The following is a 24,746-nucleotide window of genomic DNA, read 5'->3' on the forward strand; positions in this document are numbered from 1 at the left end:
ACATTCAATGTGGTTCAGTACGGCGACGGTATGCCACCAGCAAAAACACGAACCACAACGGCATCACGCACAGCGCCAACCGTGTATCCGGCTGCAATGCCAGCAGCACCAGCACAAAGCCAAGGAAGCCTAAGGTCGTGACGGCCATCGGCACCCCGCCCGGCAGTTTAAACTGCGAAGCCTGGTGCGCAACCGGGTTGCGTTTGCGATAGGCAAGGTACGCTGCAAGGATCATCGACCAGGTAAAGATCACCAGAATCGCCGAAACCGTCGAGATCAGCGTGAACACCGTCATCACCTCGGGAATGATGAACAGCAGGCTCAACCCGATCAGCATGCACACACCGGAAAAAACCAGGCTGTACACCGGTACGCTGAGCGCCGAAAGCCTGGCGAACAGGGCCGGCGCGTTACGCCGCTCGGCCAAACCGAACAGCATCCGGCAGCCCGAATAGACCCCGCTGTTGGCCGAAGAGGCTGCCGAGGTCAGCACTACGAAATTGATCATGCCGGCCGCCGCCGGGAAGCCGGCCAGCAGGAACAGTTCGACGAAGGGGCTGCGGTTGGCCGGCACCTCGGCCCACGACACCACGCTGATGATGCACACCAGCGCCAGGATGTAGAACAGCAGAATACGCAAGGGGATGGTGTTGATGGCCTTGGGCAGTGAACGATGCGGATTCTTCGCCTCGGCGGCGGTGGTGCCTATCAGTTCGGTGCCAGCAAAGGAAAACACGGCAATCTGGAACCCGGCGAAGAAGCCACTGATGCCGTGGGGCAGCACCGCACCCGGTGCGACCACGTTGGACAGCGACGCTACCACGCCATTGGGTGAGGTGTAGGAAGTGGCGATCATCACCACCGCCGTGATGATCAACAGCACGATGGCAACGATCTTGATGATGCCGAACCAGAATTCCACCTCGCCAAATATCCGCACCGCCAGCATGTTCAACCCCAACAGCACGAACAGGGTGAAGAACGCGGGTAACCAGGCCGGTGCATCGGGATACCAGTACTGGAAGAACCCAGCCACCACGACCACGTCACCAACCACTGCCACGCTCCAGCTCAGCCAGTAAGACCAGCTCAGCACAAAGCCGGCGCGCGGGCCCAGGTAATGGGCGACGATATCGGCGAACGACTTGAAGCGTAGGTCGGACAACAGCAGCTCGCCCATGGCGCGCATGACGAAGAACACAAAGAACCCGAGGATGGCGTAAACCAGCAGGATTGAGGTGCCGGACAGCGCAATGACCTTGCCCGAGCCCATGAACAGGCCAGTGCCGATTGCGCCACCGATGGAAATCAGCTGGATGTGGCGGTTTTCCAGCGTGCGTTGCAGGTGCCCGTCACGGTCGGGCGTTACCGGTTTGCTTTGCTCAAGGCTTGCGGGCATGTCTTGCATGGCGACCTCTTGTTATTGTTGGTCTGTCATACTGCGGCAAGGCCGTTTACCGGCCTCGCCAGCGCTTTGTGCGCGGGTTAGCGCGCGCTTTCGAACCCTTGCAGGGTGTTCACCGCATTGATGCCGATTTCGTCGACCATGTAGCCACCCTCCATCACGAACAGGGTCGGGATGCCGGCACTGGCGATCTCGGCGCCCATGCGCAGGAAGTCATCGCTGGTGAGTTTGAAATGGCTGATCGGGTCATCTTCAAAGGTGTCGACACCTAGCGACACAACCAGGAATTCGGGCTTGTGCGCGACGATGCGCTTGAGCGCTGCCTGCAGGGCCACCTGGTACTGCGCCCAGACAGTGCCCTTGCCCATTGGGAAGTTGGCATTGAAGCCCTCGCCTGCACCTGCGCCCTTTTCATGGGCATAGCCAGAGAAGTACGGGTAGGAGACATGCGGGTCGCCATGCAGGGAGGCGAACATCACATCAGGGCGGTCATAGAAGATGTTCTGTGTGCCGTTGCCGTGGTGGAAGTCCACGTCCAGCACAGCTACGCGCTTGGCGCCCTGGCTCAGGCAGCGCTCGGCGGCGATGGCGGCGTTGTTCAGGTAGCAATAGCCGCCCATGTATTCGCGGGCGGCATGATGCCCCGGTGGGCGACACAGGGCGAAAGCACTGTTGGCACCGTCGATGATGCGCTGCATGCCGGTGAGGGCAACGTTGGCGCTGCTGCGCACGGCCTCCCAGGTACCCGCCGTGATCGGTGCTCCGGCATCCATGGCGTAGAAGCCCAGCTTGCCGTCGATGAAGCCGGGTTCACGGTCGATGGCCAGGTCGCGCACCGGCCACACCAGCGGCAGTGCATCGTGGGTCTTGCCGGTGGCGGCCCATTCCGACCAGGCGTTTTCCAGGAAGGTTACATACCGTTCACTGTGCGCCGCCACATAGCAGGCACGGTCGAAGGCCTGCTCGGCGATCACATCGCCCAATGCGGTGCTGTGCACACGGGCCAGTACGGTGTCGGCGCGGCGGGGGTTTTCGAACGATGGCGTGATGGCGCCATCCTTGAGTTCCGAGCCGTGGTGCAAGCGGTGTTTGTTGCTAAAGACTGTCAGCACGCGAATGTCCTTTTTCAAGGGGTTACCAGATAACCAATTTTCGCGAGATAGCCCTGAAAATGCTTTGCTTTATGCTCAGATAAACCCGATGCTTGAGCAAAGTATTAACGGTAATTACAATCTATGAGCAAAGCTTTTGCTATTGAAGAACTAGACGAAACCGACCGCGAGCTGCTGCGCCTTTTGCAGGAGGACGGCACCCTGTCGAGCGCTGCGCTGGGCGAGCGCCTGTCGATGACCGTGACGCCCTGCTGGCGCCGGCGCAAACGGCTGGAGGAGCTCGGTATCATCAAGGATTACCAAGCCAACCTCGACCGCAGGAAGCTGGGGTACGACGTGATGGCGTTTGCCCAGGTGCGCTTTGGTAATCACTCGGCCAATGCGCCGGATGATTTCGAGCAAGTGATCTTGAAGCTGCCGCAGGTGCTGTCCTGCCACAAGGTGACCGGCGAGGCTGATTATGTGCTGACGGTGCTGGCGACTGATCTGGAGAGCTATGGCCGGTTTGTGGAAGAGGTTTTGCGCAGGCAGCCGGGCATTGCCTCGATCCAGTCGAGCCTGGCGTTGCGGGAAGTGAAGGCGGTGTCGCGGATACCCGTGTCCTGAAGGCTGATCGGTGGCTATTCCGGCAAACTGTAACGCTCGGCAAAATACTGCCGGAAAAAGTCCACCGCCACCCGCACCTTGGCCGAACTGGCCAGCGGCGAAGTATACACCGCCCAGATATCCGCCGGCTGGTGATAGTCCTCGAGCACCTGAACCAGCCGCCCGTCCTGCAGGCTATCGTGCACATCCCACCATGAACGCAGCAGTATCCCCCGCCCGTCCAGGCACCACTGGTGCGCCACTTCGCCATGGTTGGTCGACAGGCCGCCGGTCACTCGCACGCCTTCTTCGCCGTCCGGCCCCATCAGTTGCCACACGCCAAACGGGTGGTCGCGCTCCTTGATCACCAGACAGTCGTGGCTGGCAAGGTCGCCCAGCACTTTGGGCGTACCGCGCCGCGCCAGGTAAGCCGGCGCGGCGCATAGCACCCGACGGTTGCGCGCCAGCGGCTTGGCGATCAGGTTGGGGGCAATGGCGTTGCCCACACGAATGTCCAGATCCACGCCTTCTGCAATCAGGTCCACCAGGCGGTCGTGCACATCCAGGCGAACATCCAGCCGTGGATAGCGCTCGGCCAATTCGGACAACGCCGGCGCCACGAAGCGCCGGCCCAGTCCCAGGCTGCTGGCAATACGCAGCTGCCCGGCCGGTTCGCGGTGCTGGGCACTGATGTCATCACCCATGCGCTGCACGGCATCGAATATCTGCAATGCCCATTGATATACCCGCTCGCCCTCCTCGCTCACCGTCACCCTTCGCGTAGTGCGATGCAGCAGGCGTACCTCCAGGGTTTGCTCGAGTATGCGAATGCGCTTGCTGATGTACGCCGCCGACATGCCCAACTCGTCGGCCACGGCCGCGAAGCTGGCACGTTTGGCCACCAGCAGGAAGATGTTGAGGTCGTCGAGGCTGGGCAGATTATTCACGTAGCGTGTTCCAAGAATCAATGATTAGCCAGATTATCTCCAAGTCAAGCCCTTATAGCATGGCCAGCACCTGTTCCCTAGACAACGAGTGCACCCCCATGAGCAAGACGTTCAGAATCGCGGCAATCCCTGGCGACGGCATCGGCAACGAAGTACTGCCAGAAGGCATTCGCGTGGTCGAGGCCGCTGCACGCAAGCACGGCCTGGACATCAGCTTCGAGTTCTTCGAATGGGCCAGCTGCGACTACTACCTGGCCCATGGCAAGATGATGCCGGACGACTGGTTCGAACAGCTCAAGGATTTTGACGCCCTGTACTTCGGTGCCGTGGGCTGGCCAGACAAGGTGCCGGACCACATCTCGCTGTGGGGTTCGCTGCTCAAGTTCCGCCGCGATTTCGATCAGTATGTGAACATACGCCCAGTGCGCCTGTTCCCGGGTGTGCCGTGCCCGCTGGCTGGCCGTGAACCCGGTGACATCGACTTCGTGGTCATCCGCGAAAACACTGAGGGCGAGTACTCGTCGCTGGGCGGGCGCATGTTCGAAGGCACCGAGAACGAGTTCGTGCTGCAAGAATCGGTGTTCACCCGCCGTGGCGTCGACCGCATTCTCAAATACGCCTTCGAGGTGGCCCAGACCCGCGAGCGCAAGCACGTCACCTCGGCCACCAAGTCCAACGGCATGGCCGTGAGCATGCCGTATTGGGACGAGCGCACCGCCGCCATGGCAGCCAATTATCCCGAAATCAGCTGGGACAAGCAGCACATTGATATCCTTTGCGCCCGCTTCGTGCTGCAGCCAGACCGCTTCGACGTGGTCGTGGCCTCGAACCTGTTCGGCGACATCCTGTCCGACCTCGGCCCGGCCTGCGCCGGCACCATCGGCATCGCGCCCTCGGCCAACCTGAACCCCGAGCGCAAGTTCCCGTCGCTGTTCGAGCCGGTGCACGGCTCGGCGCCAGACATCTACGGCAAGAACATCGCCAACCCGATCGCGATGATCTGGTCCGGCGCGCTGATGCTCGACTTCCTCGGCAACGACGGCACCGACCCACGTTACCGGGCTGCCCACGACGACATCCTCAAGGCCATCGAGCAGGTCATCGCCGCCGGTGACGTAACCCGCGACATGGGCGGCCAGCAGTCCACCCAACAAGTGGGCCAGGCCATTACCGCGCTGGTCGAAGCCTAATGCACAGGGGCCGATTGTCAGAAGTGTCTGACAATCGGCCCCTTGCCTCTTGCGAGCGGCGTGGATTGTATGCAAAATCTGTTAACCATTAGATTATTGTAAACCAATGGTTAACCACCAAGGAAGGAGCAGTACCGCAGCACCCCGGATGCCTGCCGGGTATAACAAGTACGCCAACGTCCAGGAGACGATGATGTCGCACAAGAATAAAAAGATTGATGTGTTCCTGATTACCGTGAGCCTGATTGCCGTACTGCTCACCGTGATCGGCCTTGCAGCCTTCCCCTCCCAGGCTGAAAGCGCCGCCAACCAGTTGTTCGAACTGTCCACCCGCACCTTCGGTACCAGCGTGCAGGTACTGGTGTTCGCCAGTACCCTGGCCGTGCTGTACCTGGCCTTCAGCAAGTACGGCAATATCCGCCTGGGCAGCGGCAAGCCTGAATATGCCACCGCCACCTGGGTGTTCATGTTCATCTGCGCCGGCATGGGGTCGTCGACCCTCTACTGGGGTGTGATGGAGTGGGCCTACTACTACCAGACCCCAGGCCTGAACATCGCCGCCGCCACGCCCAAGGCGCTGGAATACAGCGTGGGCTACTCGTTCTTCCATTGGGGTATCAGCGCCTGGTCGATCTACGCCCTGGCCTCGCTGGCCATGGCCTACCACTTCCATGTACGCAAGAAGAGCGGCCTGAACCTGGCTTCGGTCATCGAAGCGGTGACAGGTTTCAAGGCCACTGGGCCAGTAGGCCGTACCGTCGACCTGATCTTCCTGCTGACCATGATGGGCGCACTGACCGTGTCGCTGGCCCTCACCGCCTCTACCCTGACGCGCGGCCTGCACGACCTGACCGGCACCCCGGATACGTTCACCGTGCAATTGATGGTGATCGGCGGCGTGGCGGTGATGTTCTCGCTCAGCTCCTACATCGGTATCGATGGCGGCCTGCAGCGCCTGAGCAAGATGGTGTGCATCGGCGCGCTGGTGTTTGCCGCGATCGTGCTGCTGGTGGGCCCGACCCAGTTCACCCTCAACAACACCGCGAACTCGATTGGCCTGATGATCCAGAACTATGTGCACATGAGCCTGTTCACCGACCCGGCCGGGGACGGTGCCTTCACCCGCAACTGGACGGTGTTCTACTGGTTGTGGTGGGTGTCGTACGCACCGGGCGTGGCCATGTTCGTCACCCGCGTTTCGCGTGGCCGACAGATCAAGGAAGTGGTGCTGGCCCTGCTGCTGGGTGGCAGCTTCGGTTGCTGGTTCTTCTTCGGTGCGCTGGAAAGCTACAGCATGCACCAGTTCATCACCGGCGCGGTGGATGTACCGAAGATGCTCGCCGAGCAAGGTGGCGAATCGGCCGTGACGCACTTGCTGCTGGCGTTGCCGTGGGGCCAAGTGTTCCTCGGTGTGTACCTGTTCATCATGGCCATCTTCTGTGCTTCGCACATGGATGCCGCAGCCTACGCGGTGGCCGCCACCAGCACCCGCAACCTGCGTGAAGGCGACGACCCGACGCCAACCCACCGCCTGTTCTGGTGCGTGGTGCTGACTTTGGTGCCGCTGGCCATGCTGTTCGCCAAGGCCTCGCTGTCGACCATGAAGACCGCCGTGGTGCTGACTGCAATCCCGTTCATGGTGATTCTGCTGGTGAAGATCTACGGCTTCTTCAAGTGGATGATCGCCGACTACGGCCAGGTACCGGCCCATGTCATCGAGGAGGAAGCTGCGCGCATGGCCGGTGAAGAACCCACCGATCAGGCCCCGCGCAGCGCTGCTGCCGTGCATTGATTAAATCAAAGGGGGCTGCACTGCGGCCCCCTCGAAGGACTGCAAATTTTTTTGCCTGATCTGTTAACCAACAGATACGCGTTAACCAACAACTATAAACCGAGCTTGTGAGATACCTGTCATGAACGACTTCAAACGCCTGCCCGCCGATTTCTGCGCGAATGCCGACGAGGCCTTCACCATCCCGGCCACCTTCTACACCCAGGCTGCGGTGTTCGAGCACGAGAAAGAAGCCATCTTCGCCCGCAGCTGGATCTGCGTAGGCCACCGCAGCGAAGTGGCAGACAACAACGCCTACATCACCCGCGAAGTGATTGGCGAAAGCATCATTGTCGTGCGCGGCCGTGACAGCGTGCTGCGTGCGTTCTACAACGTCTGCCCGCACCGTGGCCACCAGCTGCTCAGCGGCAGCGGCAAGGCCAAGAACGTCATCACCTGCCCGTACCACGCCTGGACCTTCAAGCTCGACGGCGAATTGGCCCACGCCCGCAACTGCGACAACGTGGTCAACTTCGACAAGGAAAACTCCACCCTGGTGCAGCTGCGCGTAGAGGAATACGCCGGCTTCATCTTCATCAATATGGACATGGACGCAGGCTCCGTCGAAGACCAGTTGCCAGGCATGCAAGCGCGCATGCGTGAAGCCTGCGCGGTGATCGACGACCTGCACCTGGCTGCGCGCTTTGTTAGTGACACCCCGGCCAACTGGAAGTCGATCGTCGACAACTACCTGGAGTGCTACCACTGCGCCCCTGCCCACCCTGGTTTCTCCGACTCGGTGGACGTTGGCCAGTACAGCCACAGCCTGCACGGCAACTGGACCCTGCAGTACGGCCTGGCCAAGCCTTCGGAGCAGTCGTTCAAATTTGACGAAAACGTGAAAGACCCGTCGTTCGCCGGTTTCTGGGCCTGGCCATGCACCATGTTCAATGTGCCGCCAGGGGCCAACTTCATGACCGTGATCTACGAGTTCCCGGTCGATGCCGAAACCACCCTGCAGCACTACGACATCTACTTCCTCAACAAGGACATCAGCGAAGAGCAGCAGAAGCTGATCGACTGGTACCGCGAAGTGTTCCGCCCAGAAGACCTGCGTCTGGTCGAAAGCGTGCAGAAGGGCCTGAAGTCGCGTGGCTACCGCGGCCAGGGCCGCATCATGGCCGACCGCGAACGCAGCGGTATGAGCGAGCACGGCATTGCCCACTTCCACAACCTGATCGCCGTGGCCCACCTCGACGATTGATGGCAACCGCTCCACTTTTATATGCACTTAAAAGGTGCGCGGCAGGGCCTGCCGCGCACCCAGGCAGTTGAGGTGAACCATGGCCAACACTTATGAAATGTTCAGCGTCCGCGTAACCGACGTGGAACACGCCACGCCGCTGATCAAGCGCTTTACCTTGGCCCGCGAAGACGGCGCGGCGATGCTCGCCTTCACCGGTGGCAGCCACGTCATCGTGCAGATGCAAGGCGCCGATGGCAGCCAGTTCAGTAACGCCTACTCGCTGATGAGCGACCCGCGCGACACCCGCAGCTACCAGATTGGCGTGCGACTGGAAGAGCGGTCCAAGGGCGGCTCGGCATTCATGCACCAGCAGGTGGAAGTCGGCACTCGCCTGACCATTTCGTCACCCAACAACCTGTTTGCCCTGGACCCTTCGGCTGGCCGCCATGTGCTGATTGCCGGCGGTATCGGCATTACCCCGTTCCTTGCGCATCTGCATGAGCTGGAAGGCGGCAGCACCGACTACGAGCTCCACTATGCCTTCCGCGCACCGGAGCACGGCGCGTTTCAGGAGCAACTGGTCTGCGGCCCGCACGCGGCCAATACCCGTTTCTACATCGACAGCCTCGACCGCAAGCTCGACCTCGCCGCCCTGTGCGCAGGGCTGGACGAGCGAGCGCACCTGTACGTGTGCGGCCCCAAACCGCTGATCGACGCGGTCATCGACTGTGCTGCCCAGGCTGGTATTGCCGAGCACCGCGTGCATTGGGAACAGTTTGCCGCCACCCCCGTCACCGGCAGCGCCTTTACCGTGGTGCTGGCGCAGTCGGGCGTGGAGTTGCAGGTGGAAGAAGGCATGACCATTCTGCAGGCCATCGAAAAGTCCAAGGCCGCCAAGGTCGAGTGCCTGTGCCGCGAAGGCGTGTGCGGTACGTGCGAGACCGCCATTCTGGAGGGCGAGGCCGAGCATTATGACCAGTACCTGAGCGACGAGGAGAAGGCTGCCCAGCAGAGCATCATGCTGTGCGTCTCGCGCGCCCGTACGGCGCGGCTGGTGCTGGATCTGTAAGTGACCGCTGCAAAGGCCGTCAACCAAAAGTTGACGGCTTGCGTATACTGGCAGGCTCTTGGCCCAGATCAGGACACCCTGCCGATGTTGGAAAACAGCTTCGCCTTCCGCCTCAAGGAACTGCTCGAGCATCACAAGCTGACCCTGCAAGCCGTGGGCACGGCCTTGGGCATCTCACGCACCGCAGTACACAAGTGGACCCGTGGCGGCGAGATCGACTACGACAACCTGCGCAAGCTGGCCGACTTTCTCAAGGTCAACTGGATCTGGTTGCGCTATGGCGACGAAGCCCTGCAGAACATCCAGCAACCGCAGGTGGTCGAGCTGCCGATGACCGACCTGCGCCGGCGCCTGACCGCCGAGATCATGGAAAGCGAAACGCGCATGAAGCTGGCCCAGGAAGGCGCGCGCATCGTCACCTGGGAGTGGAACCTGATCAGTGACGAAGTCACCTACTCGCCTAACGTCGAGCAGGTGTACGGCTGGCCGGTGCACCACAACGAAGACTTCTGGAAGCACCTGCCCGACGAAGACGTGCAGCGCATGCAGGCGATGTACGCCGAGGCGGTAGCCGAGGGCACGGGTTGTGAGTGCGACTTCCGCATCACCCGCCCCGATGGCGAAGTACGCTGGATTTCCTCCCGCGCCACGGTGGTACGCGACAGCGCCGGGCGCTCGGTGAAAATGGTCGGTATCAGCATGGACAACACCGAACGTCAGGTGGCCCAACAAGCGCTTAGCCAAAGCGAGGAACGCTTCCGGGCGATCTTCGAACTGGCCTGGGGCGCCCTCGCCTACATCGACCCGGACGGCACCTGGCAGCGGGTCAACAACAGCCTGTGCGAGCTGCTGGGCTACCGAGCCGAAGAGCTCTACGGCATGACCTTCCAGCAGATCACCCACGCTGACGACCTGGCGCAGAACCTGCAACTGCTGCAGCGCATGCTGGCCGGTGAGACCGAGCGTTACGAGGTAGAAAAACGCGTGCGCCACAAGAACGGCGAGTACATCTGGGTGCGCGCCCGCACCTCGTTGCAGCGCCATGCCAATGGCGAGCCTGAACACCTGATCAGCGTGTTCGAGGACATCAGCGCCGAGCGCCAGGAACATGAACGGCTGCAGGCACATATTGCCGCGCTGGAAGCTCGACTGGCCAAGATCAGTCTCTAATTTTCGAGGGGGTCGCCGCGCAACCAGTCGATGAACCGTGCAAACAACTCGGACTGGGAGTTGATCTCCAGCTTCAGGTACAGGTTCTTGCGGTGCATGCGCACCGTCTCAGGCGAGATACCCAGCTCCAGCGCGGTCGACTTCACCGAATGCCCTCGCAAGATCATGTGTGCCACCTCGCGCTCGCGGTCGGTCAGCACTTGGCAGCCAAAGCTGTCGAACGCTGCCTGCAAGCCGCCGCGCTCGACCGATGCAGTGCCAGGCTCCAGGTTGTGTCGGGCATAGCGCCCCAGCAGTTCGCGCACCATAGGCTCCAGCGCCCGCAGCAGGTCGATCTGCCCAGCACTCAGGGGCGTACCGCTGCACCCCTGGAACAGGCTCAGCGATAGCTTGCGGCCCGCGCTGAGGTCGACGATGTAGTAGCTGTCTTCGCTGCAACCGGTGCCCAGGTAATAGGCCTTGTAGTAGTCGCTGTCGAAGAAGTTGTCGGGGGCGATTTCCTGTAGGTGGTAAAAGCCTTCGGCCAGGCCGCCTTGCACGGCCAGGCAGAACGGGTCGAGCAGGTAACCGGCGCTGAAGTAGCGTTCCAGCACCGCGGCGCGGTGCCGTTCGGGAATGCCTTGCTGGTATAAAAGCTGCGGCGCCCGCCCCTGGCACTCCAGGCTGATCATCATCGATTCCACCTGCACCAGCTGGCCGATGGCAGCGGCTACATGCTCCAGCGCCTCAGGCGTTTCGCTATTGGCCAGCGCACGCTGCAACGCCGCATGCCATTGCTGCAGCGCGCCCATGGTGAGGGTAAGCGGGGTGTCGGGGGTGGCCTGGGTCATGCCCGGCAGTCTAGCCTGCCAGGCACGCCCCCGCACAGCCCTTTGCGCCAGGTTCATCGGCCCCGGTACAGGCCAAGCGCGGTGAGTTCGCGCGCGGTTTCGATGATGCACTGGCGCAGGGTCTCGACGATTTCATCCACCTGCGCATGGGTAATGATCAACGGCGGCGACATCACATTCAGGTGCATGATCGGGCGTACCAGCAGCCCCTTGGCCTGGGCCTTGCTGTGGATGCGTTCACCAATGTTCACCTCATCCGGGAACAGCGCCTTGCTGGCCTTGTCGGCCACGAACTCGACGCAGGCCATCAGCTTCATGCAGCGCACATCCCCCACCAGCGGCAACTCGCGCAGGCTTTGCAGGCGTTGTTCCAGATAGCTGCCAACGTCCTTGACGTGCTCCAGCAACTGCTCGCGCTCGATGATCTCGATGTTCTTCAGCGCCGCCGTGCAGCACACCGGGTGACCGCTGTAAGTGAAACCATGGGTGAAGCAACGGCCCTTGCCCGGCTCGGCGATAACCTGCCAGATGCGCTCGGAGAAAATGCACGCCCCCAGCGGCAGGTAGGCCGAGGTCAGGCCCTTGGCGGTAGTGATGATGTCGGGGGTAACGCCAAACAGCTCCTCGCTGGCGAAGAAGGTACCCAGGCGCCCGAACGAGGTCACCACCTCGTCGGCGACGAACAGGATGTCGTAGGTCTGGCACAGCTGCCACATGCGTTCGAAATAGCCCTTGGGTGGAATGATCACCCCGCCCGAGCCCATGATCGGCTCGGCGAAGAACGCTGCCACGTTGTCAGCGCCCAACGAGAGGACCTTGTCCTCGAACTCGGCCACGAGGAAGTCGAGGAACTCGGCCTCGTCCATGTCGTCCGGCGCGCGGTACGGGTTGGGGTTGGAGACGTGGTGGATCAGGTCATGGTGATAATCGAACTCCGGCACCCGGTCGGCGGCCTTGTTGCCGATCGACATGGTAAGGGTGGTAGAGCCGTGGTAAGCGTTGTAGCGGGCAATGATATGTTTCTTGTGTGGCTTGCCGCGGCAGTTCTGGTAGTACTGGATCAGCCGGTAGGCGGTGTCGACAGCGGTCGAGCCGCCGGTGGTGAGGAACACATGGTTCAGGTCGCCGGGGGCCAGCTGCGCAAGTTTCTGGCACAGCTCGATGGCCACGTCGTTGGCCATGTCGGAGAACGGGTTGGAATAGGCCAGTTGGCGCACCTGGTCGGCGATGGCCTGGGCCATCTCCTCACGGCCCAGGCCGATGTTGGTGCACCACATGCCGCCAACGGCATCGAGGAAGCGGTTGCCGTGGGTGTCGCGAATGTACGCGCCCTCGCCGGCGACGATGTTCAGTGCGCCTTGCTCGCGGTGCTCGTCGAACACATGGTAGCCGTGCATGTAGTGGGCCTTATCGGCTTCCACCAGCGGGTCGTGGGCGATGGAGAATGCTTTGCTTGGGGTGGCCATGGGCAGCTCCTTGGCGGGAATCGTTGGGCAGTGTTCAGAAACCGGTCTTGACCGTGCTCCAGACCCGGGTGATGGCACGCATGTCCTTGGGGCTCTGGGTTTTCTGCGCGAACAGGCGTTCGCGGGTGGATGAATCGGGGTAGATGGCCGGGTCCTGGCGGATGTCGTCACGCACCAGCGCAGTGGCAGCAGCGTTGCTGTTGGCGTAGTGGATGTAGTCGGTGACCTTGGCCATGGTCTGCGGCTGCAGCAAAAACTCGATGAAGCGGTGAGCGTTGGCTGCATGGGGCGCATCCTTGGGGATGTACAGGTTGTCGAACCAGATCAACGAGCCCTCCTGGGGGATGAAGAACGACAGCTTGATGTCCTTCTTCGCTTCCACCGCGCGGGCCTGGGCGGTGGCGTAGTCACCGGACCAGGTCAGTGCCAGGCAGACATCGCCGTTGGGCAGGCTGGTCAGGTAGTTGACCGAGTCGAACTTGCGAATAAAGGGGCGGATGCTCAGCAACAGTTGTTCGGCGGCCTTGAGGTCGGCCGCGGATGCGCTGCGCGGGTCCTTGCCCAGGTATTGCAGGGCCAGCGGAATGACCTCGGTGGGCGCGTCCATCAGGGTGACGCCACAGTCGGCGAAGCGCGAGACGATCTTGGGGTCGAACAGCATGGCCAGCGAGCCGATGGGGGCGTCGGGCATGCGCGCGGTGATCTTGTCGACGTTGTAAGTGACCCCCGAACTGCCCCAGGTGTAGGGCGCCGAGTACTTGAGGCCTGGGTCGTAGCCCTGCAGGTTGTCAACCACTTGCGGGTCGAGGTTGTGCCAGCTGGGCAGTTGCTGCTTGTCCAGCGCCTGGAACACCCCAGCACTGATCAGCGGGGGTACCAAGGATGCGTTGAGCATGACCAGGTCGTAGCCGGAGCGGCCGGTGAGCAGTTTGGTCTGTACCGTTTCGTAGCCGTCGAAGGTGTCGTAGATGACCTTGATGCCGGTGGCCTTCTCGAAGTCGGCCAGGGTGGTTTCGCCGATGTAGTCGGTCCAGTTGTACAACCGCAGCGTGTTACCGCTGTCCACCTCTCCCGCCTGGGCGAGGCTTGCGCCAGCCACCAGCAGCAGACCACCCATCACCTTCAGTACCTTGCGCATGGCAACTCCATCGTGTGAATGCTCCGGATCGAGCCGATGGGTTCACTATCGGGGGATTTGCCGAGGGGGGAACATACCCCGAATGTGTGGGTGGTCGTTTTTGGCAGACGGCACTGCCAGGTTTGCGCAATGTCGTAGGCCGATAACAGGTTGGGGCCGCGTTGCGGCCCCAAGGGTTGGTACAGGAGAAAGATCAGGTCAGCGGGTACAGCGCCTCATCGAACTGCGCCAACCGCGGGAACACCAGCGGCTGATCATCCGAGAGCTGCTCCAGCCGCTGTCGGTACTGCAGCAAGAAGCCCTGGCGCGCCTCATCGCTGATATACGGCACATGCCAAGCCACGAACGGCGGCAACACCTCGAACCCCACGTAGGCCAGCGTACCCCGCAGAATCGGCCGCAACATGTCTTCCAGCGGGCCATGAATCGCCCCTTCGCCAAACATGTGCTCGCGCCCGCCCAGGGTTACGGTGACCAGCGCCTGCTTGCCCGTCAAACCACCCTGGTCGTAGAAGCGCTTGCCGCCATAGCACACCCCCGACACCAGCACCCGGTCGATCCAGCCCTTGAGCATGGCCGGCGCCGAGAACCAGAAGATCGGGAAGTTGAGCACCAGCAGGTCAGCCCACAACAGCTTGTCCAGTTCCTGCTGGATATCCGCGGCGATGGCACCGCGCTTGACCCCCTGGCGTTGCTCCAGTGCATACACCAGGTATTGCGGGTTCTCGCGCTGGGTGAAGTCTTCGGCACTGGCCACCGGGTTCCAGCCCATGGCGTACAAGTCGCTGACCTGCACCTGGTGGCCCTGGGCACGAAAGGTTTCCACGGCCTGGTCGCGCAGTGCGGCGGTAAATGATTGTGGCTCGGGGTGAGCGTGGACGATCAGTACATTCACTCGTGTTCTCCTTGCACAAAACAGGTTGTTTTGCCGCCGTCGCTTAGCCTTGCATCAGCTCGCCGGCACAGCGGGCGATGCGCTGGCAGGCATCGACGAGCGCCTCGTTGCCCAGCACCAGCCCCAGGCGAATATGCCCGGCGGCGCTGGGGCCAAAGGCTTCGCCGGCCAATACCGACACGCCCTGGCTGTCCAGCAGGCGGTCGGCAAAGGCCTGGGCACTGAGGCCGGTTTCGCGGATATCAACCATCACGAACATGCCACCATCGGGCTTCAACGCCTTGAGGCCCGGGCAGCCAGCCAGTTGCTCGCACACCAGGTCACGGCGCTGGCGATAGGCCTCGCGCATGGCGTCCAGTTCGGGCAACTGCTGCTCCAGCGCCACCACCGCAGCGTCCTGAATGAAGTCTGGCGAGCCATACAGCATGCACAAGGCGAGGTTCTCCAGGTGCGTGGCCAGTTCAGCCGAACCGACTACCCAGCCCACCCGCCAGCCCGTCATGGCATGCGATTTCGACAGGCTGTTGAGGGTGGCGGTGCGTTCGGCCATACCCGGCAGGCTGGCTGGGCTCACATGTTCACCCTCGTACAGCAGCTCGCTGTACACCTCGTCGGAAATCAGCCACAGGTCACGGGCGATGCACAATTCGGCGAGTGCTTCCCAGGTCGCACGGGGCAGGCTTGCACCCGAGGGATTGTGCGGGCTGTTCAGGGCCAGCGCGCGGGTGCGCGGCGTGATGCGCTCGGCCACGTCTCGCGGGCAAACGCGAAAGCCGTTCTCCGGCTTCACCGGCACCGGTACCACCTTGGCACCACAAGCACCGAACACGGCCTCGTACGTGACATACATGGGCTCGGCAACGATCACCTCGTCGCCCGGGTCCAGCACGCACTGGGCCACGCAGTACAACGCGCACTGGGCACCCGCCAACACGGTCACCTGGTCTGCGCTGACCGCTTGGCCGCTGCGCTGCCGGTGGCGGTTGGCAATGGCCTGGCGCAGGGCCAGCTTGCCGCGCACATCGGCGTAATGGGTGTGGCCCGCACGCAGGCTGTCGATGGCCGCGTCAACGATCGGCGCGGGCGTGTCGAAGTCCGGGTCACCTACCGAGAGCAGCAGGATGTCCTTGCCCTCGGCCTGCAACGCCAGGGCGCGGTAGTGGATGTCCCAGGCCGCAGCCCCGTCGCCGGCGATGCGTTGGGTGAGCGTGGCGTAGCGCATGGCAATCTCCCTTCAATGGCGGTTTCAGTCGACGAGGATCTTCGGGTTGGAACTGCCCCACACGGTGTACAGGTCGGCGAGCAACGCGCCATTGATGTCTTCCATTTCGGCCTGGGTGATTTCGCCCCCGGCCTGCTTGCCGAACAGCACCACTTCGTTGCCCCCCTTCACATCCGGGAAGTCGGTAACGTCCACCATCAGCGTGTTCATCGACACCTTGCCCACGACCGGCACACGGTGGCCGTTGATCAGCACATGGCCCTTGTTGGTAAACGCCCGGCGGTAACCGTCGGAATAGCCGACAGTGATATTGGCCAGCCGAGCGTCACGGGCCAAAGTAAAGGTGCGGTCGTAACCGACGGTATTGCCGGCCGGGTAGCTGTGCACGGCAGCCACACGCGACTTGAACTGCATGGCCCGCTGGTACTCGGTGTGGCTCGGCACGGTGTCACCGAACAGCGCGCCACCGGTGCGCACCATGTCCAGGCGCGCTTCCGGCACCTCCAGCGTAGCGAATGAGTTGGCGGCGTGCAGGGTGAGCTTGCTGCGGTCCAGCTTGGCGTGCTTGATCAGCCAGTCGGTCTGCTCGTTGAACGCTGCCAGGCCCTTGCGCACATCATCTTTGTCTTCCACGGCAAAGTGGGTCATCAGCGCGACCAACTTGAGGTGCTTCTGGTCGGTAACCTGCAACGCTTCGCCACGGCCGGACCAAGTGGTCATCTCTACCCCGTTGCGGCTCATGCCGCTGGAATTGAGCGCCAGGTGGATGCGCAACGGCTTGCCATGGCGCTCGGCGATGGCGTCGAGTTGGCGGGCGAATTCGGCACTGCCCACCAGTTCTTCCATGTCGTACTGCAAGGCGTCTTCCACTTCGCTGAGGCTGGCCAGGCGTACCCGCACCAGTTGCCCGGTGAAGCCACTGGCGCGGACCACGCGGGCCTCCTCGTTGCTGGCCACCGCCACGCAGGGCACGCCCTGGGCAATGATCGACGGCATCACCAGGCCGACACCGTGGCCATAGGCATCCGCCTTGAGCACGGCACACAGCTTGGACTTGCCGGCCAGTTCGGCCTGCAAGGTGCGGATGTTGTGTTGCAGGGCGCTGGCGCTGATTTCGACCCAGGCGTTGCTGTTTTGCACGGTCAAGGCGGTGGTGCCGTTGTCCATCGACAGCGGCGGCGCGGCGTACAGCGGAGCCTGGCCAGTGATCAGCAGGGCCAGGGAGGCGGCCAGAAGGGTACGGCGAAATGGCATGGTGGTTTCTCTTGTTATGGGTGGTGTGCGCGGTTTAGCGCACACAGGTGTGTTTGAGTTCGATAAAGGTCACGCCGGGTGTGGCGAAGCCAATGGCCAGGTCGGCCTGCAGCGCGTCCAGGTCTCGCGGCTGGCGCACCGCGCAACCAAAGGCGCGGGCCAGGCCGACGAAGTCCGGGTTGCGCGGCAGTACACCGACCGGTTCGATGTCCAGGCCGAGCATGTCGTCACGGATCTGACCGAGGGCGTCATTGTTCCACAGCAGTACGACCAGCGGGCGGTCCAGTTCTTCGACCGCAGTGGCCAGTTCCTGGGCGGTGTAAAGAAAACCGCCGTCGCCCACCAGCACCAGGCCCGGGCGGTGATCGGTGGCGAGCATGCCGCCGATGCCGGCCGGCAGGCCGTAGCCGAGGGTGCCGTAGCCGGTGGGGTGCAGCCAGCTGCGTGGCGCCCGGCTGGCGAAGGCGTAGTTGCCGGTGTAGGCCAGCTGGGTCATGTCGCTGCTGATGAAAGCGTTGTCGGGCAGCACCGCGGCAATGCGGTCCAGAATGGCCTGGTGCGTGGCCTGCAGTGGCGCATGCCCGTTGCGGATGGCCTGGCGCAGGCTGGCCACAGCCTCGTGGGCCTGAGCCGGTTCGCGGGCGAGCTCCGGCAGGTGGTCGAGCAAGCCGCACAGGGTTTGCCGGGCATCGCCGTGCAGGGCCATGGCACAGGGGTAGAAGTCGTTGAACTTGCGCGGGTCGATGTCCACGCGCAGCAGTTCACCCGTGATCGGCAGGCGCTCGCGCCAGAAGTCGGTGTCGGCCATTTCGGTGCCCACGGCCAGCACCACATCGGCCTCGCTGATGAGTTGCCAACCGGGCTCCACGCACAGGCTAGAGCCGGCATTGAGTGGAGCGTCCGGTGGCAGCAGGCCCTTGCCGGCCACGCTGGTGAACACCGGTGCCGCCAGGCGAGTGCTCAGTTGCGCCAGTGGCTCGGCAGCGTGCAGCGCCCCCCCGCCGGCAATGATCATCGGCCGCTTGGCCGCCGCCAGCTTCAGGGCCGCCCGGTCGAGGGTTTCCCGGCACGGCTGGCCACGGCCGGGCCGACGCACCACCTCATTGCTCCAGTCGCGGCTTACCGGCGCGGCCAGCACGTCCAGCGGCACCGAAATGTGCACCGGGCGCGGCCGTTCGCTGTCGAACACTGCCCAGGCGCGGGCGATCAGCTCGGGCAGGTCTTCGCCGCGCAGGGCCACAGCAGAAAACGCGGTGATCGGCGCTGTCATGGCGCGCTGGTCCTGGGTTTCGTGCAGGCAACCCCAGCCCTTGCCCAGGCTGGCGGTGTGGTTGACGCTGGAAATCACCAGCATCGGGATAGAGTCGGCATAGGCCTGGCCAATGGCGGTGGCGGCGTTGGTCACGCCCGGGCCGGTGATGACAAAGCACACCCCAGGCTTGCCACTGACCCGCGCGTAGCCGTCGGCCATGAAACCGGCGCCCTGCTCATGCCGGGTCAGCACATGGCGGATGCCACTGCCCGGCAGGCCACGGTAAAGCTCCAGGGTATGCACGCCGGGGATGCCGAACACGGTTTCCACGCCGTAATTGGCCAACAGCCGTACCAGCGCCTGGCCGGCAGTCATGCTGTGGTTATTCATGTCGTTCTCCTTGCGCCTGGCCGAGGCGGATCAACGCGTCGACCGCAGTGGTGCCACGGGCCCCCACCATCAATGGGTTCACATCCAGTTCCAGCAGGTGCCCGGCGTTTTCGCAGGCGTAGTCGGCCACCGCGCGGATGGCTGCAACCAGCGCGTCGAGGTCGGCGGCCGGGCGACCACGGAAGCCTTGCAGCAGGCTGGCGCTGCGCAGGCTCAGCAGTGCGGCACGGATGGCGCTGTCGGTGGTGGGCAGCAACAGGCTGACGCTGTCTTTGAGCAGTTCGACCAACACGCCTCCGGCCCCCATCACCAGCGCCAGGGCGAAGTCGTGTTCACGCTTGATGCCGACGATCAGCTCGGCCAGCGGCGGCTCGGCCATGGGTTCGAGCAGTACCTGGTCGAATGCTACGTGCGGGGCGTAGGCGGCGATGCGCTGGCGCATCTGCACCAGTGCGGCTTCCAGGGCAGCAGCATCGCGCAGATTCAGCGCCACCGCACCGGCCTCAGTCTTGTGTGGCAACTGCGCGCTGACGGCCTTCAGCACCAGCGGGTAACCCACACGTGCGGCGTCTGCCACGGCGCGTTCGGGCGTGCTCAGTACACCCGCTGGCACCGGCAAGCCAAAGGCGCGCAGCGCTTGCTTGGATTGCCATTCATCCAGCAACCGGTTTTCGCCCGTGAGCGCCTGCGGGCACAACGGTACGCGTGCGGCCTCGCCCTGCTCCAGCAGCCGCTGGCGGTTGCGTTGGTAACCGACGATGCAGCCCCACGCAGCCAGGCCGTCTTCCACGCCCTGCAAGGCAGCGATGCCGCGCGCATGCAGGCGCTCACGCGCGCTGGCGGGCAGCAGCTCGGGGAAGGCCGAGGTAACGAAGCCGATCTTGCCATGGCGCTCCAGCGCATCGCAGTAAAGCCTTAGCAGCAGGTCGCATTCCTTGCGCTCGCCGGTAAAGGCCGCCGGGTAATCCAGCACCAGCATGGCAGCACCGGCCGGCCCGCTCAGGGTGCTATCGAGCATGCACTGCAGGGCCGCTTCATCGCCCCAGATGGCCGTGGTGAAATCCAGCGGGTTGACCAGGTTGGCATAGGCTGGCAGCACGCAGGTCAGTGCCGTCACCTGCTCTGGTTCAAGCGTTGGAAGGTTCAACCGGTTTCGCTCGGCATAGTCGGCAATCAGCCCGGCATCACCGCCTGAGCAAGCCAGTGCGATCAGCTCGCCGTCTGCCGGCAAGTGCCCGCAAGCGGCGGCCTTGAGGGTTTCGACAAAGCTGACCGGGCCACTGACACGGATCACCCCCAAGCGCTGGAACAGGCTGTCGTACAAGGCATCGGAGCCGGACAACGAGCTGGTGTGGCTGAGCGCCAGTTCAGCACCGATTTGCGACACGCCCGTTTTCAAGGCAATGATCGGCGTGCCCTGTTGCAGCGCTTTGTGAGCGGCGCGCGCGAAGCCCTGCACGTTTTTCAGGCCTTCCAGATGCAGGCCGATCGCCGTTACCCGTGGGTCGTCAAGCAGCACGTCCATCAACTCGGCCACACCCAGTTGCGCCTGGTTACCGACCGAGGCCATGTAGGCCACCGGTAGCGAGCGGTCGCTCATGGACAGGTTGTAGGCGAAGTTACCGCTTTGGGTGAGAATCGCCACGCCCTTCTCCACCTGTTTACCGCCATGGGCCACCGGCCACAGGGCGGCCCCGTGCAGGTAGTCGAGCAGGCCGTAGCAGTTGGGGCCGAGCAAGGCCATGTCGCCAGCAGCGTCAAGCAGGCACTGCTGCAACTGGCGGCCCTCCTCGCCACACTCGGCAAAGCCCGAAGCATAGCAGATGGCGCCGCCGGCCCCGCGTGCAGCCAACTCGGCCACACACTGCAACGTCCGCTCGCGGTTGGTGGCGATGAACACCGCGTCCGGGGCATAGGGCAAGTCGGCCACCCGCGCTACGCAAGGGATGCCCTCCAGGCTTTCGTGCTGCGGGTTGACCAGCCACAGCTCGCCACCAAAGCCCCCTTCCGCGCAGCGCTTGAGCGCCCGCGCCATGCTGCGCCCACCAACGAAGGCCAGGTGCCGGGGCGCCAGCAGGCGCTTGAGGTTGTCACGAATCGATTGCGACATGTGCGTTCTCCAGGCCGGTCAGCGCAGCAGCGGGCGCAGCAGTTCACGGGCGATGATGTGCCGCTGGATTTCCGAGGTGCCCTCCCAGATGCGCTCGATGCGCGCATTGCGCCAGATGCGCTCGACCGGCCCTTCATCCATCAGGCCCATGCCGCCGAAGATCTGCACGGCTTCGTCGGCCACCTTGCCCAGCACTTCACTGGCGAACAATTTGGCCATGCCAGCCTCGCCATCGGTCATGCTGCCCTGGTCCATCTTCCAGGCAGTGTGCAGGGTGAGCATTTCGGCAGCGCGGATCTGCGTGGCCATGTCGGCCAGCTTGAACGACACACCTTGATAGCTGCCAATGGCCTGGCCGAACTGCTTGCGGTCGGCGGCCCATTGCAGCGACAGGTCGAGGGCGCGCTGGGCCTGGCCTACGCAGTTGGCGGCAACCATCACCCGGCCGGCGGTGAGCCAGGCGTTGGCTACTTCCCAGCCTTTGTCGACTTCACCCAGCACCTTGCTGGCCGGTACCCGGCAATCGTCGAAGAACAGCTCATAAGTGTGATAGCCGCGGTTGCTCACGCACTTGGGGCCACGGCGGATGGTCATGCCCGGCGTACCACGGTCGACCAGGAAGGCCGTGACCGCGTTGCGCTTGCGCCCGTTGTGCTCGTAGGTGTCAGTGACGGCAAAGACAATGGCGAAGTCGGCATGGCCCGCGTGGCTGATGAAGTGCTTGCTGCCATTGATGACAAAGTCATCGCCCTGGCGCACGGCGCGGGTCTTGATGGCGTTGGCATCAGAGCCGGCCCCCGGCTCGGTGAGGGCGAAGCAATCGGTTTTCTCGCCCTGTACGCAGGGCAGCAGGTAGTCGTTGATCTGCTCGTCCTTGCAGGCCATGAGGATTTTCGACGGCCGGGCAACGAACACATGCAGCGCCCAGGACACCTTGGACAACTCGCGTTCGATCAGCGCCTGGGACAGGTAGTCCAGGCCGCCGCCGCCCACCTCCTCCGGCATGTTGAACGCGTAGAACCCGGCGCCGATGGCCTTGCCACGGATGTGCGCGGCCAGTTCCGGAGACACGGCATCGGCTCGGTCCACCGCTTCCTCATGGGGCAGCAGCTCTTTGGCAACAAAGCTGCGTACCGCTTCCACCAACATTTCTTGTTCTTGGGTCAGTTGGAAATTCATCTGCGAAGGTCCTGGTCAGGGTCGGTATCAGGTTACTGGCCGGTGAAACGGGGGGCGCGACGTTCAACCGAAGCTTGCAGCGCCTCGGCGCCGTCCTGGCTACGGCCACACAGCAGGCCGGCGTGGCGCTCGGCTTCCAGCTGTTCGGCCAGGGTGCGCCGGGCGCCATCGCGTATAAGCCGCTTGGTTTGCGCGTAGGCGAATGTCGGGCCGTTGGCCAGGCGCCCGGCCAGTTCGGCGGCTACGGCGGGCAGTTGTTCGTCAGGGCACACTTCGCTGACCAGCCCGGCTGCCAGGGCGCGTTCGGCGCCCCACAGTTCATCGAGGAACAACAGGCGCTTGGCCTGTCCGCTGCCGATCAGCCGAGGCAGGTGCCAGCTGGCGCCGGCATCGGGGCTGTAGCCCATGCTGGTGTAACCGGCCTTGAAACGCGCCGAGGCGGCGGCGATACGCAGGTCGCAGCACAGGCTGAGGTCCATGCCCCCGCCCACGGCGGTGCCGTTGATGGCAGCGAGGGTGGGTTTGTCGAGGCTGTGCAAGCGCAACATCAGGGCGTGGGCGGTTTCGGTCCAGCCATAGGTTTCCAGGGTACCTGCAGCCTCGGCGGCGGCCCACTCGGCCAGGTCGGCACCGGCGCAGAAGCTGCGGCCGCTGCCAGTCAATACCACCACGCGTACGGCCGGGTCGCCGTTGTGGCTGTCGAGCAAGGCGTGCAGCTGCTTGAGGGTGGGGATATCCAGCGCGTTGCGCTGCTCTGGGCGGTTGAGGGTGATCCAGGCAACGCCGGTTTCGACCTTGCTCAACAGAGACGACGACGGGGTGGTCATGTAGGCCTCGGTATTGTTGTGTCTATTTGAGGGGCTGACGAGGGAGATACTAAACGAGTGTTCAACAAGGCGGGATGGGCTGTTACAACTTCGCACAACTTGGTCTTCGACGTTACACACCCCCTGCTATTGCAGGGGGTGTGCGGCATGGGCTGTCGGTTCAGACGCCGGGCGCGCTGGGTGCCAGGGCCCCTTGCCGACGACGATTTACAAAGAAATACGCCGCATAGCACAGGGCAATGAAGCCAAAGCCCCAGTACAGCGACGGCCGCTGGGTTTCATCCAGCGCCAGGAACACGAACAGCGAACTGCACAAGGTGATGCACAGCAGCGGCACCAGCGGGTACAGCGGCGCCCTGTACTTCAAGCCTTGCAGTTGCCCACCTTCACGCAGGTAGGCTCTGCGGAAGCGGTATTGCGCCAGGGCAATGACGATCCAGGTCACGGTGCCGGACATGCCGCTCACCGCCATCAGCACCATGAACAGGGTGTCGGCGGCAATGAAGCTGGTCATCAACGAGATCAACGCAAAGCACAGGGTGATGCTCAGCGCCCGCAGCGGTACACCACGCTTGCTCAGCGGCGAGAGACTTTTCGGCGCCATGCCGCTTTTGGACATGGCCCACAGAATGCGTGTGGACGCATACAGCCCGGAGTTGCCCACCGACAGGATGGCGGTAAGGATGACGAAGTTCATCAGGTCGGCGGCGTAAGGGATGCCGACCATGTCGAACACCTGCACGAACGGGCTTTCCATCAAGCCAGCCTGCTCGTACGGCACGATGGCCGACAGCACGGCAATCGCCAGCACATAGAAGATCAGCACACGGAACACCACGTTGCGCACGGCCCGCGGGATGCTCTTTTCCGGGTGCTCGGTCTCACCGGCGGCCACGCCCATGATTTCACACCCCTGGAAGGCATAGACCACGGTCATCATCACGGCGAAGACCGCCGACAGGCCGTGTGGGAACAGCGACTCGCCCACCAGGTTGTCCAGCATCGGTGCCGGTGCCCCGCTGCTCAGCGGGATGGCGCCGAAAATCACCAACAGGCCAATGACAATGAAACCGAGGATGGTCGCCACCTTGATGCCCGAGAACCAGTACTCCGCCTCGCCAAAAGCGCGGGTGGCCAAGGCGTTGAGGCCGAACAGCACGACCACGAACAGCGCCGACCAGTACCAGATCGGAACCTCGGGGAACCAACGGGTCATCAGCATGCCGGCGGCGGTGAACTCCAGGCCCACAGTAGTGGCCCAGCTCATCCAGTACACCCAGCCGATCATGAAGCCGGTGGCGGGGCCAATGAACTTGGTGGCGTGGGCCTGAAACGAGCCGGACACCGGCATCTGCACCGACAGCTCGCCCAGGCAGACCATCACCAGATACATCAGCAAGCCTGCCACCAGGTAGGCCAGGATGGCGCCCACCGGGCCGCCCTGGTTGATGGTCACGCCCGAGCCCATGAACAGGCCGGTGCCGATCACCCCGCCCAGCGACAACATGAAGATGTGACGGCTTTTCAGTGCGCGGGTGAGCTGGATCTTCTCGTGGGTGTCAGTCATGGTGCACCTCGCCATTGCGGCCGGTGCGCGGGGTGGTGTGAAGGAAGGGCTGAGCACTAGCGCATGTCATTGTTCTTGTCTCCAGTAAGCCTCATGGACCGCGTACAGCACGGTTGCCATG

General features: G+C 63.2%; 20 protein-coding genes. 6 read left to right on the plus strand and 14 right to left on the minus strand.

The window, feature by feature from the left end; translation table 11 throughout:
- Positions 1–4: 4 nt before the first annotated feature.
- Both FHW75_RS06650 and FHW75_RS06655 read right to left on the minus strand, forming a co-directional pair.
- Positions 5–1,408, minus strand: a complete 1,404-nt coding sequence (locus FHW75_RS06650) for an amino acid permease (protein WP_019097872.1) — start codon at positions 1,406–1,408, stop codon at positions 5–7.
- Positions 1,409–1,485: 77 nt separating this feature from the next.
- Complete coding sequence (locus tag FHW75_RS06655) at positions 1,486–2,517, minus strand: histone deacetylase family protein (protein WP_019097873.1); 1,032 nt, start codon at positions 2,515–2,517, stop codon at positions 1,486–1,488.
- A gap of 123 nt (positions 2,518–2,640) precedes the next feature.
- On the opposite strand from FHW75_RS06655, the gene FHW75_RS06660 reads away from it, so the two are divergent.
- The gene (locus tag FHW75_RS06660; RefSeq protein WP_019097874.1) at positions 2,641–3,123 is read left to right on the plus strand and encodes an Lrp/AsnC family transcriptional regulator; all 483 of its coding nucleotides are present in this window, start codon (positions 2,641–2,643) and stop codon (positions 3,121–3,123) included.
- A gap of 14 nt (positions 3,124–3,137) precedes the next feature.
- Here the strand turns inward: FHW75_RS06660 and FHW75_RS06665 are convergent, their stop codons facing one another.
- Entirely contained in the window at positions 3,138–4,049 is a 912-nt protein-coding gene (locus FHW75_RS06665) for a LysR substrate-binding domain-containing protein (protein WP_019097875.1), read from the minus strand.
- Positions 4,050–4,147: 98 nt separating this feature from the next.
- Between FHW75_RS06665 and FHW75_RS06670 the strand changes: the two genes are divergently transcribed.
- The 5 genes from FHW75_RS06670 to FHW75_RS06690 all read left to right on the plus strand — a co-directional run bounded on the left by FHW75_RS06670 (position 4,148) and on the right by FHW75_RS06690 (position 10,495).
- Positions 4,148–5,239 (plus strand): tartrate dehydrogenase, encoded by a 1,092-nt coding sequence (locus FHW75_RS06670; protein ID WP_019097876.1) that lies wholly within the window; start codon positions 4,148–4,150, stop codon positions 5,237–5,239.
- Between the two features lie 193 nt (positions 5,240–5,432).
- Positions 5,433–7,031, plus strand: a complete 1,599-nt coding sequence (locus FHW75_RS06675; RefSeq protein WP_025754508.1) for a BCCT family transporter — start codon at positions 5,433–5,435, stop codon at positions 7,029–7,031.
- 121 nt (positions 7,032–7,152) lie between these two features.
- Positions 7,153–8,274: an aromatic ring-hydroxylating dioxygenase subunit alpha gene (locus FHW75_RS06680; RefSeq protein ID WP_019097878.1), complete on the plus strand. Its 1,122-nt coding sequence runs from the start codon at positions 7,153–7,155 to the stop codon at positions 8,272–8,274.
- A 79-nt stretch (positions 8,275–8,353) separates the two neighbouring features.
- Positions 8,354–9,325 (plus strand): PDR/VanB family oxidoreductase, encoded by a 972-nt coding sequence (locus FHW75_RS06685; RefSeq protein WP_183673367.1) that lies wholly within the window; start codon positions 8,354–8,356, stop codon positions 9,323–9,325.
- An 84-nt stretch (positions 9,326–9,409) separates the two neighbouring features.
- Positions 9,410–10,495: a helix-turn-helix transcriptional regulator gene (locus FHW75_RS06690; protein ID WP_025754509.1), complete on the plus strand. Its 1,086-nt coding sequence runs from the start codon at positions 9,410–9,412 to the stop codon at positions 10,493–10,495.
- Here FHW75_RS06690 and FHW75_RS06695 read toward each other — a convergent pair.
- From FHW75_RS06695 to FHW75_RS06745, 11 genes are all read right to left on the minus strand, one after another.
- Positions 10,492–11,325 (minus strand): helix-turn-helix transcriptional regulator, encoded by an 834-nt coding sequence (locus FHW75_RS06695; RefSeq protein WP_025754510.1) that lies wholly within the window; start codon positions 11,323–11,325, stop codon positions 10,492–10,494. The genes FHW75_RS06690 and FHW75_RS06695 overlap by 4 nt on opposite strands.
- Before the next feature lie 53 nt (positions 11,326–11,378).
- On the minus strand, positions 11,379–12,791 hold the full coding sequence (locus FHW75_RS06700) for an aminotransferase (RefSeq protein WP_084297146.1): 1,413 nt from the start codon (positions 12,789–12,791) through the stop codon (positions 11,379–11,381).
- A gap of 34 nt (positions 12,792–12,825) precedes the next feature.
- Positions 12,826–13,929, minus strand: a complete 1,104-nt coding sequence (locus FHW75_RS06705) for a polyamine ABC transporter substrate-binding protein (RefSeq protein WP_019097883.1) — start codon at positions 13,927–13,929, stop codon at positions 12,826–12,828.
- Between the two features lie 193 nt (positions 13,930–14,122).
- On the minus strand, positions 14,123–14,824 hold the full coding sequence (locus tag FHW75_RS06710; protein WP_027609073.1) for an NAD(P)H-dependent oxidoreductase: 702 nt from the start codon (positions 14,822–14,824) through the stop codon (positions 14,123–14,125).
- A 43-nt stretch (positions 14,825–14,867) separates the two neighbouring features.
- Positions 14,868–16,046, minus strand: a complete 1,179-nt coding sequence (locus FHW75_RS06715; RefSeq protein WP_019097885.1) for a pyridoxal phosphate-dependent aminotransferase — start codon at positions 16,044–16,046, stop codon at positions 14,868–14,870.
- A 24-nt stretch (positions 16,047–16,070) separates the two neighbouring features.
- Positions 16,071–17,300, minus strand: coding sequence for an alanine racemase (gene alr, locus FHW75_RS06720; RefSeq protein WP_019097886.1), 1,230 nt, complete (start codon positions 17,298–17,300; stop codon positions 16,071–16,073).
- 34 nt (positions 17,301–17,334) lie between these two features.
- Complete coding sequence (locus FHW75_RS06725) at positions 17,335–18,942, minus strand: 5-guanidino-2-oxopentanoate decarboxylase (protein WP_025754511.1); 1,608 nt, start codon at positions 18,940–18,942, stop codon at positions 17,335–17,337.
- Positions 18,935–21,052, minus strand: a complete 2,118-nt coding sequence (locus tag FHW75_RS06730) for an acetate--CoA ligase family protein (RefSeq protein ID WP_025754512.1) — start codon at positions 21,050–21,052, stop codon at positions 18,935–18,937. Before FHW75_RS06730 ends, FHW75_RS06725 begins: the two co-directional genes overlap by 8 nt.
- An 18-nt stretch (positions 21,053–21,070) precedes the next feature.
- Positions 21,071–22,231, minus strand: a complete 1,161-nt coding sequence (locus tag FHW75_RS06735; protein ID WP_027609074.1) for an acyl-CoA dehydrogenase family protein — start codon at positions 22,229–22,231, stop codon at positions 21,071–21,073.
- Between the two features lie 32 nt (positions 22,232–22,263).
- Positions 22,264–23,058, minus strand: coding sequence for an enoyl-CoA hydratase/isomerase family protein (locus tag FHW75_RS06740; RefSeq protein ID WP_183673369.1), 795 nt, complete (start codon positions 23,056–23,058; stop codon positions 22,264–22,266).
- A 160-nt stretch (positions 23,059–23,218) separates the two neighbouring features.
- On the minus strand, positions 23,219–24,625 hold the full coding sequence (locus FHW75_RS06745) for an amino acid permease (protein ID WP_016715661.1): 1,407 nt from the start codon (positions 24,623–24,625) through the stop codon (positions 23,219–23,221).
- Positions 24,626–24,746: the final 121 nt, after the last annotated feature.

The sequence above is a fragment of the Pseudomonas sp. OG7 genome (assembly GCF_014192825.1).
Taxonomy (GTDB): Bacteria; Pseudomonadota; Gammaproteobacteria; order Pseudomonadales; family Pseudomonadaceae; genus Aquipseudomonas; species Aquipseudomonas monteilii.

What these genes read in the sequence shown, in the direction of transcription:
- FHW75_RS06650 (WP_019097872.1), bottom strand. Translation starts at nt 1,408, where the DNA reads ATGCAAGACATGCCCGCAAGCCTTGAGCAAAGCAAACCGGTAACGCCC.
- FHW75_RS06660 (WP_019097874.1), top strand. Translation starts at nt 2,641, where the DNA reads ATGAGCAAAGCTTTTGCTATTGAAGAACTAGACGAAACCGACCGCGAG.
- FHW75_RS06670 (WP_019097876.1), top strand. Translation starts at nt 4,148, where the DNA reads ATGAGCAAGACGTTCAGAATCGCGGCAATCCCTGGCGACGGCATCGGC.
- FHW75_RS06675 (WP_025754508.1), top strand. Translation starts at nt 5,433, where the DNA reads ATGTCGCACAAGAATAAAAAGATTGATGTGTTCCTGATTACCGTGAGC.
- FHW75_RS06680 (WP_019097878.1), top strand. Translation starts at nt 7,153, where the DNA reads ATGAACGACTTCAAACGCCTGCCCGCCGATTTCTGCGCGAATGCCGAC.
- FHW75_RS06685 (WP_183673367.1), top strand. Translation starts at nt 8,354, where the DNA reads ATGGCCAACACTTATGAAATGTTCAGCGTCCGCGTAACCGACGTGGAA.
- FHW75_RS06690 (WP_025754509.1), top strand. Translation starts at nt 9,410, where the DNA reads ATGTTGGAAAACAGCTTCGCCTTCCGCCTCAAGGAACTGCTCGAGCAT.
- FHW75_RS06695 (WP_025754510.1), bottom strand. Translation starts at nt 11,325, where the DNA reads ATGACCCAGGCCACCCCCGACACCCCGCTTACCCTCACCATGGGCGCG.
- FHW75_RS06700 (WP_084297146.1), bottom strand. Translation starts at nt 12,791, where the DNA reads ATGGCCACCCCAAGCAAAGCATTCTCCATCGCCCACGACCCGCTGGTG.
- FHW75_RS06705 (WP_019097883.1), bottom strand. Translation starts at nt 13,929, where the DNA reads ATGCGCAAGGTACTGAAGGTGATGGGTGGTCTGCTGCTGGTGGCTGGC.
- FHW75_RS06715 (WP_019097885.1), bottom strand. Translation starts at nt 16,046, where the DNA reads ATGCGCTACGCCACGCTCACCCAACGCATCGCCGGCGACGGGGCTGCG.
- alr (WP_019097886.1), bottom strand. Translation starts at nt 17,300, where the DNA reads ATGCCATTTCGCCGTACCCTTCTGGCCGCCTCCCTGGCCCTGCTGATC.
- FHW75_RS06725 (WP_025754511.1), bottom strand. Translation starts at nt 18,942, where the DNA reads ATGAATAACCACAGCATGACTGCCGGCCAGGCGCTGGTACGGCTGTTG.
- FHW75_RS06730 (WP_025754512.1), bottom strand. Translation starts at nt 21,052, where the DNA reads ATGTCGCAATCGATTCGTGACAACCTCAAGCGCCTGCTGGCGCCCCGG.
- FHW75_RS06735 (WP_027609074.1), bottom strand. Translation starts at nt 22,231, where the DNA reads ATGAATTTCCAACTGACCCAAGAACAAGAAATGTTGGTGGAAGCGGTA.
- FHW75_RS06740 (WP_183673369.1), bottom strand. Translation starts at nt 23,058, where the DNA reads ATGACCACCCCGTCGTCGTCTCTGTTGAGCAAGGTCGAAACCGGCGTT.
- FHW75_RS06745 (WP_016715661.1), bottom strand. Translation starts at nt 24,625, where the DNA reads ATGACTGACACCCACGAGAAGATCCAGCTCACCCGCGCACTGAAAAGC.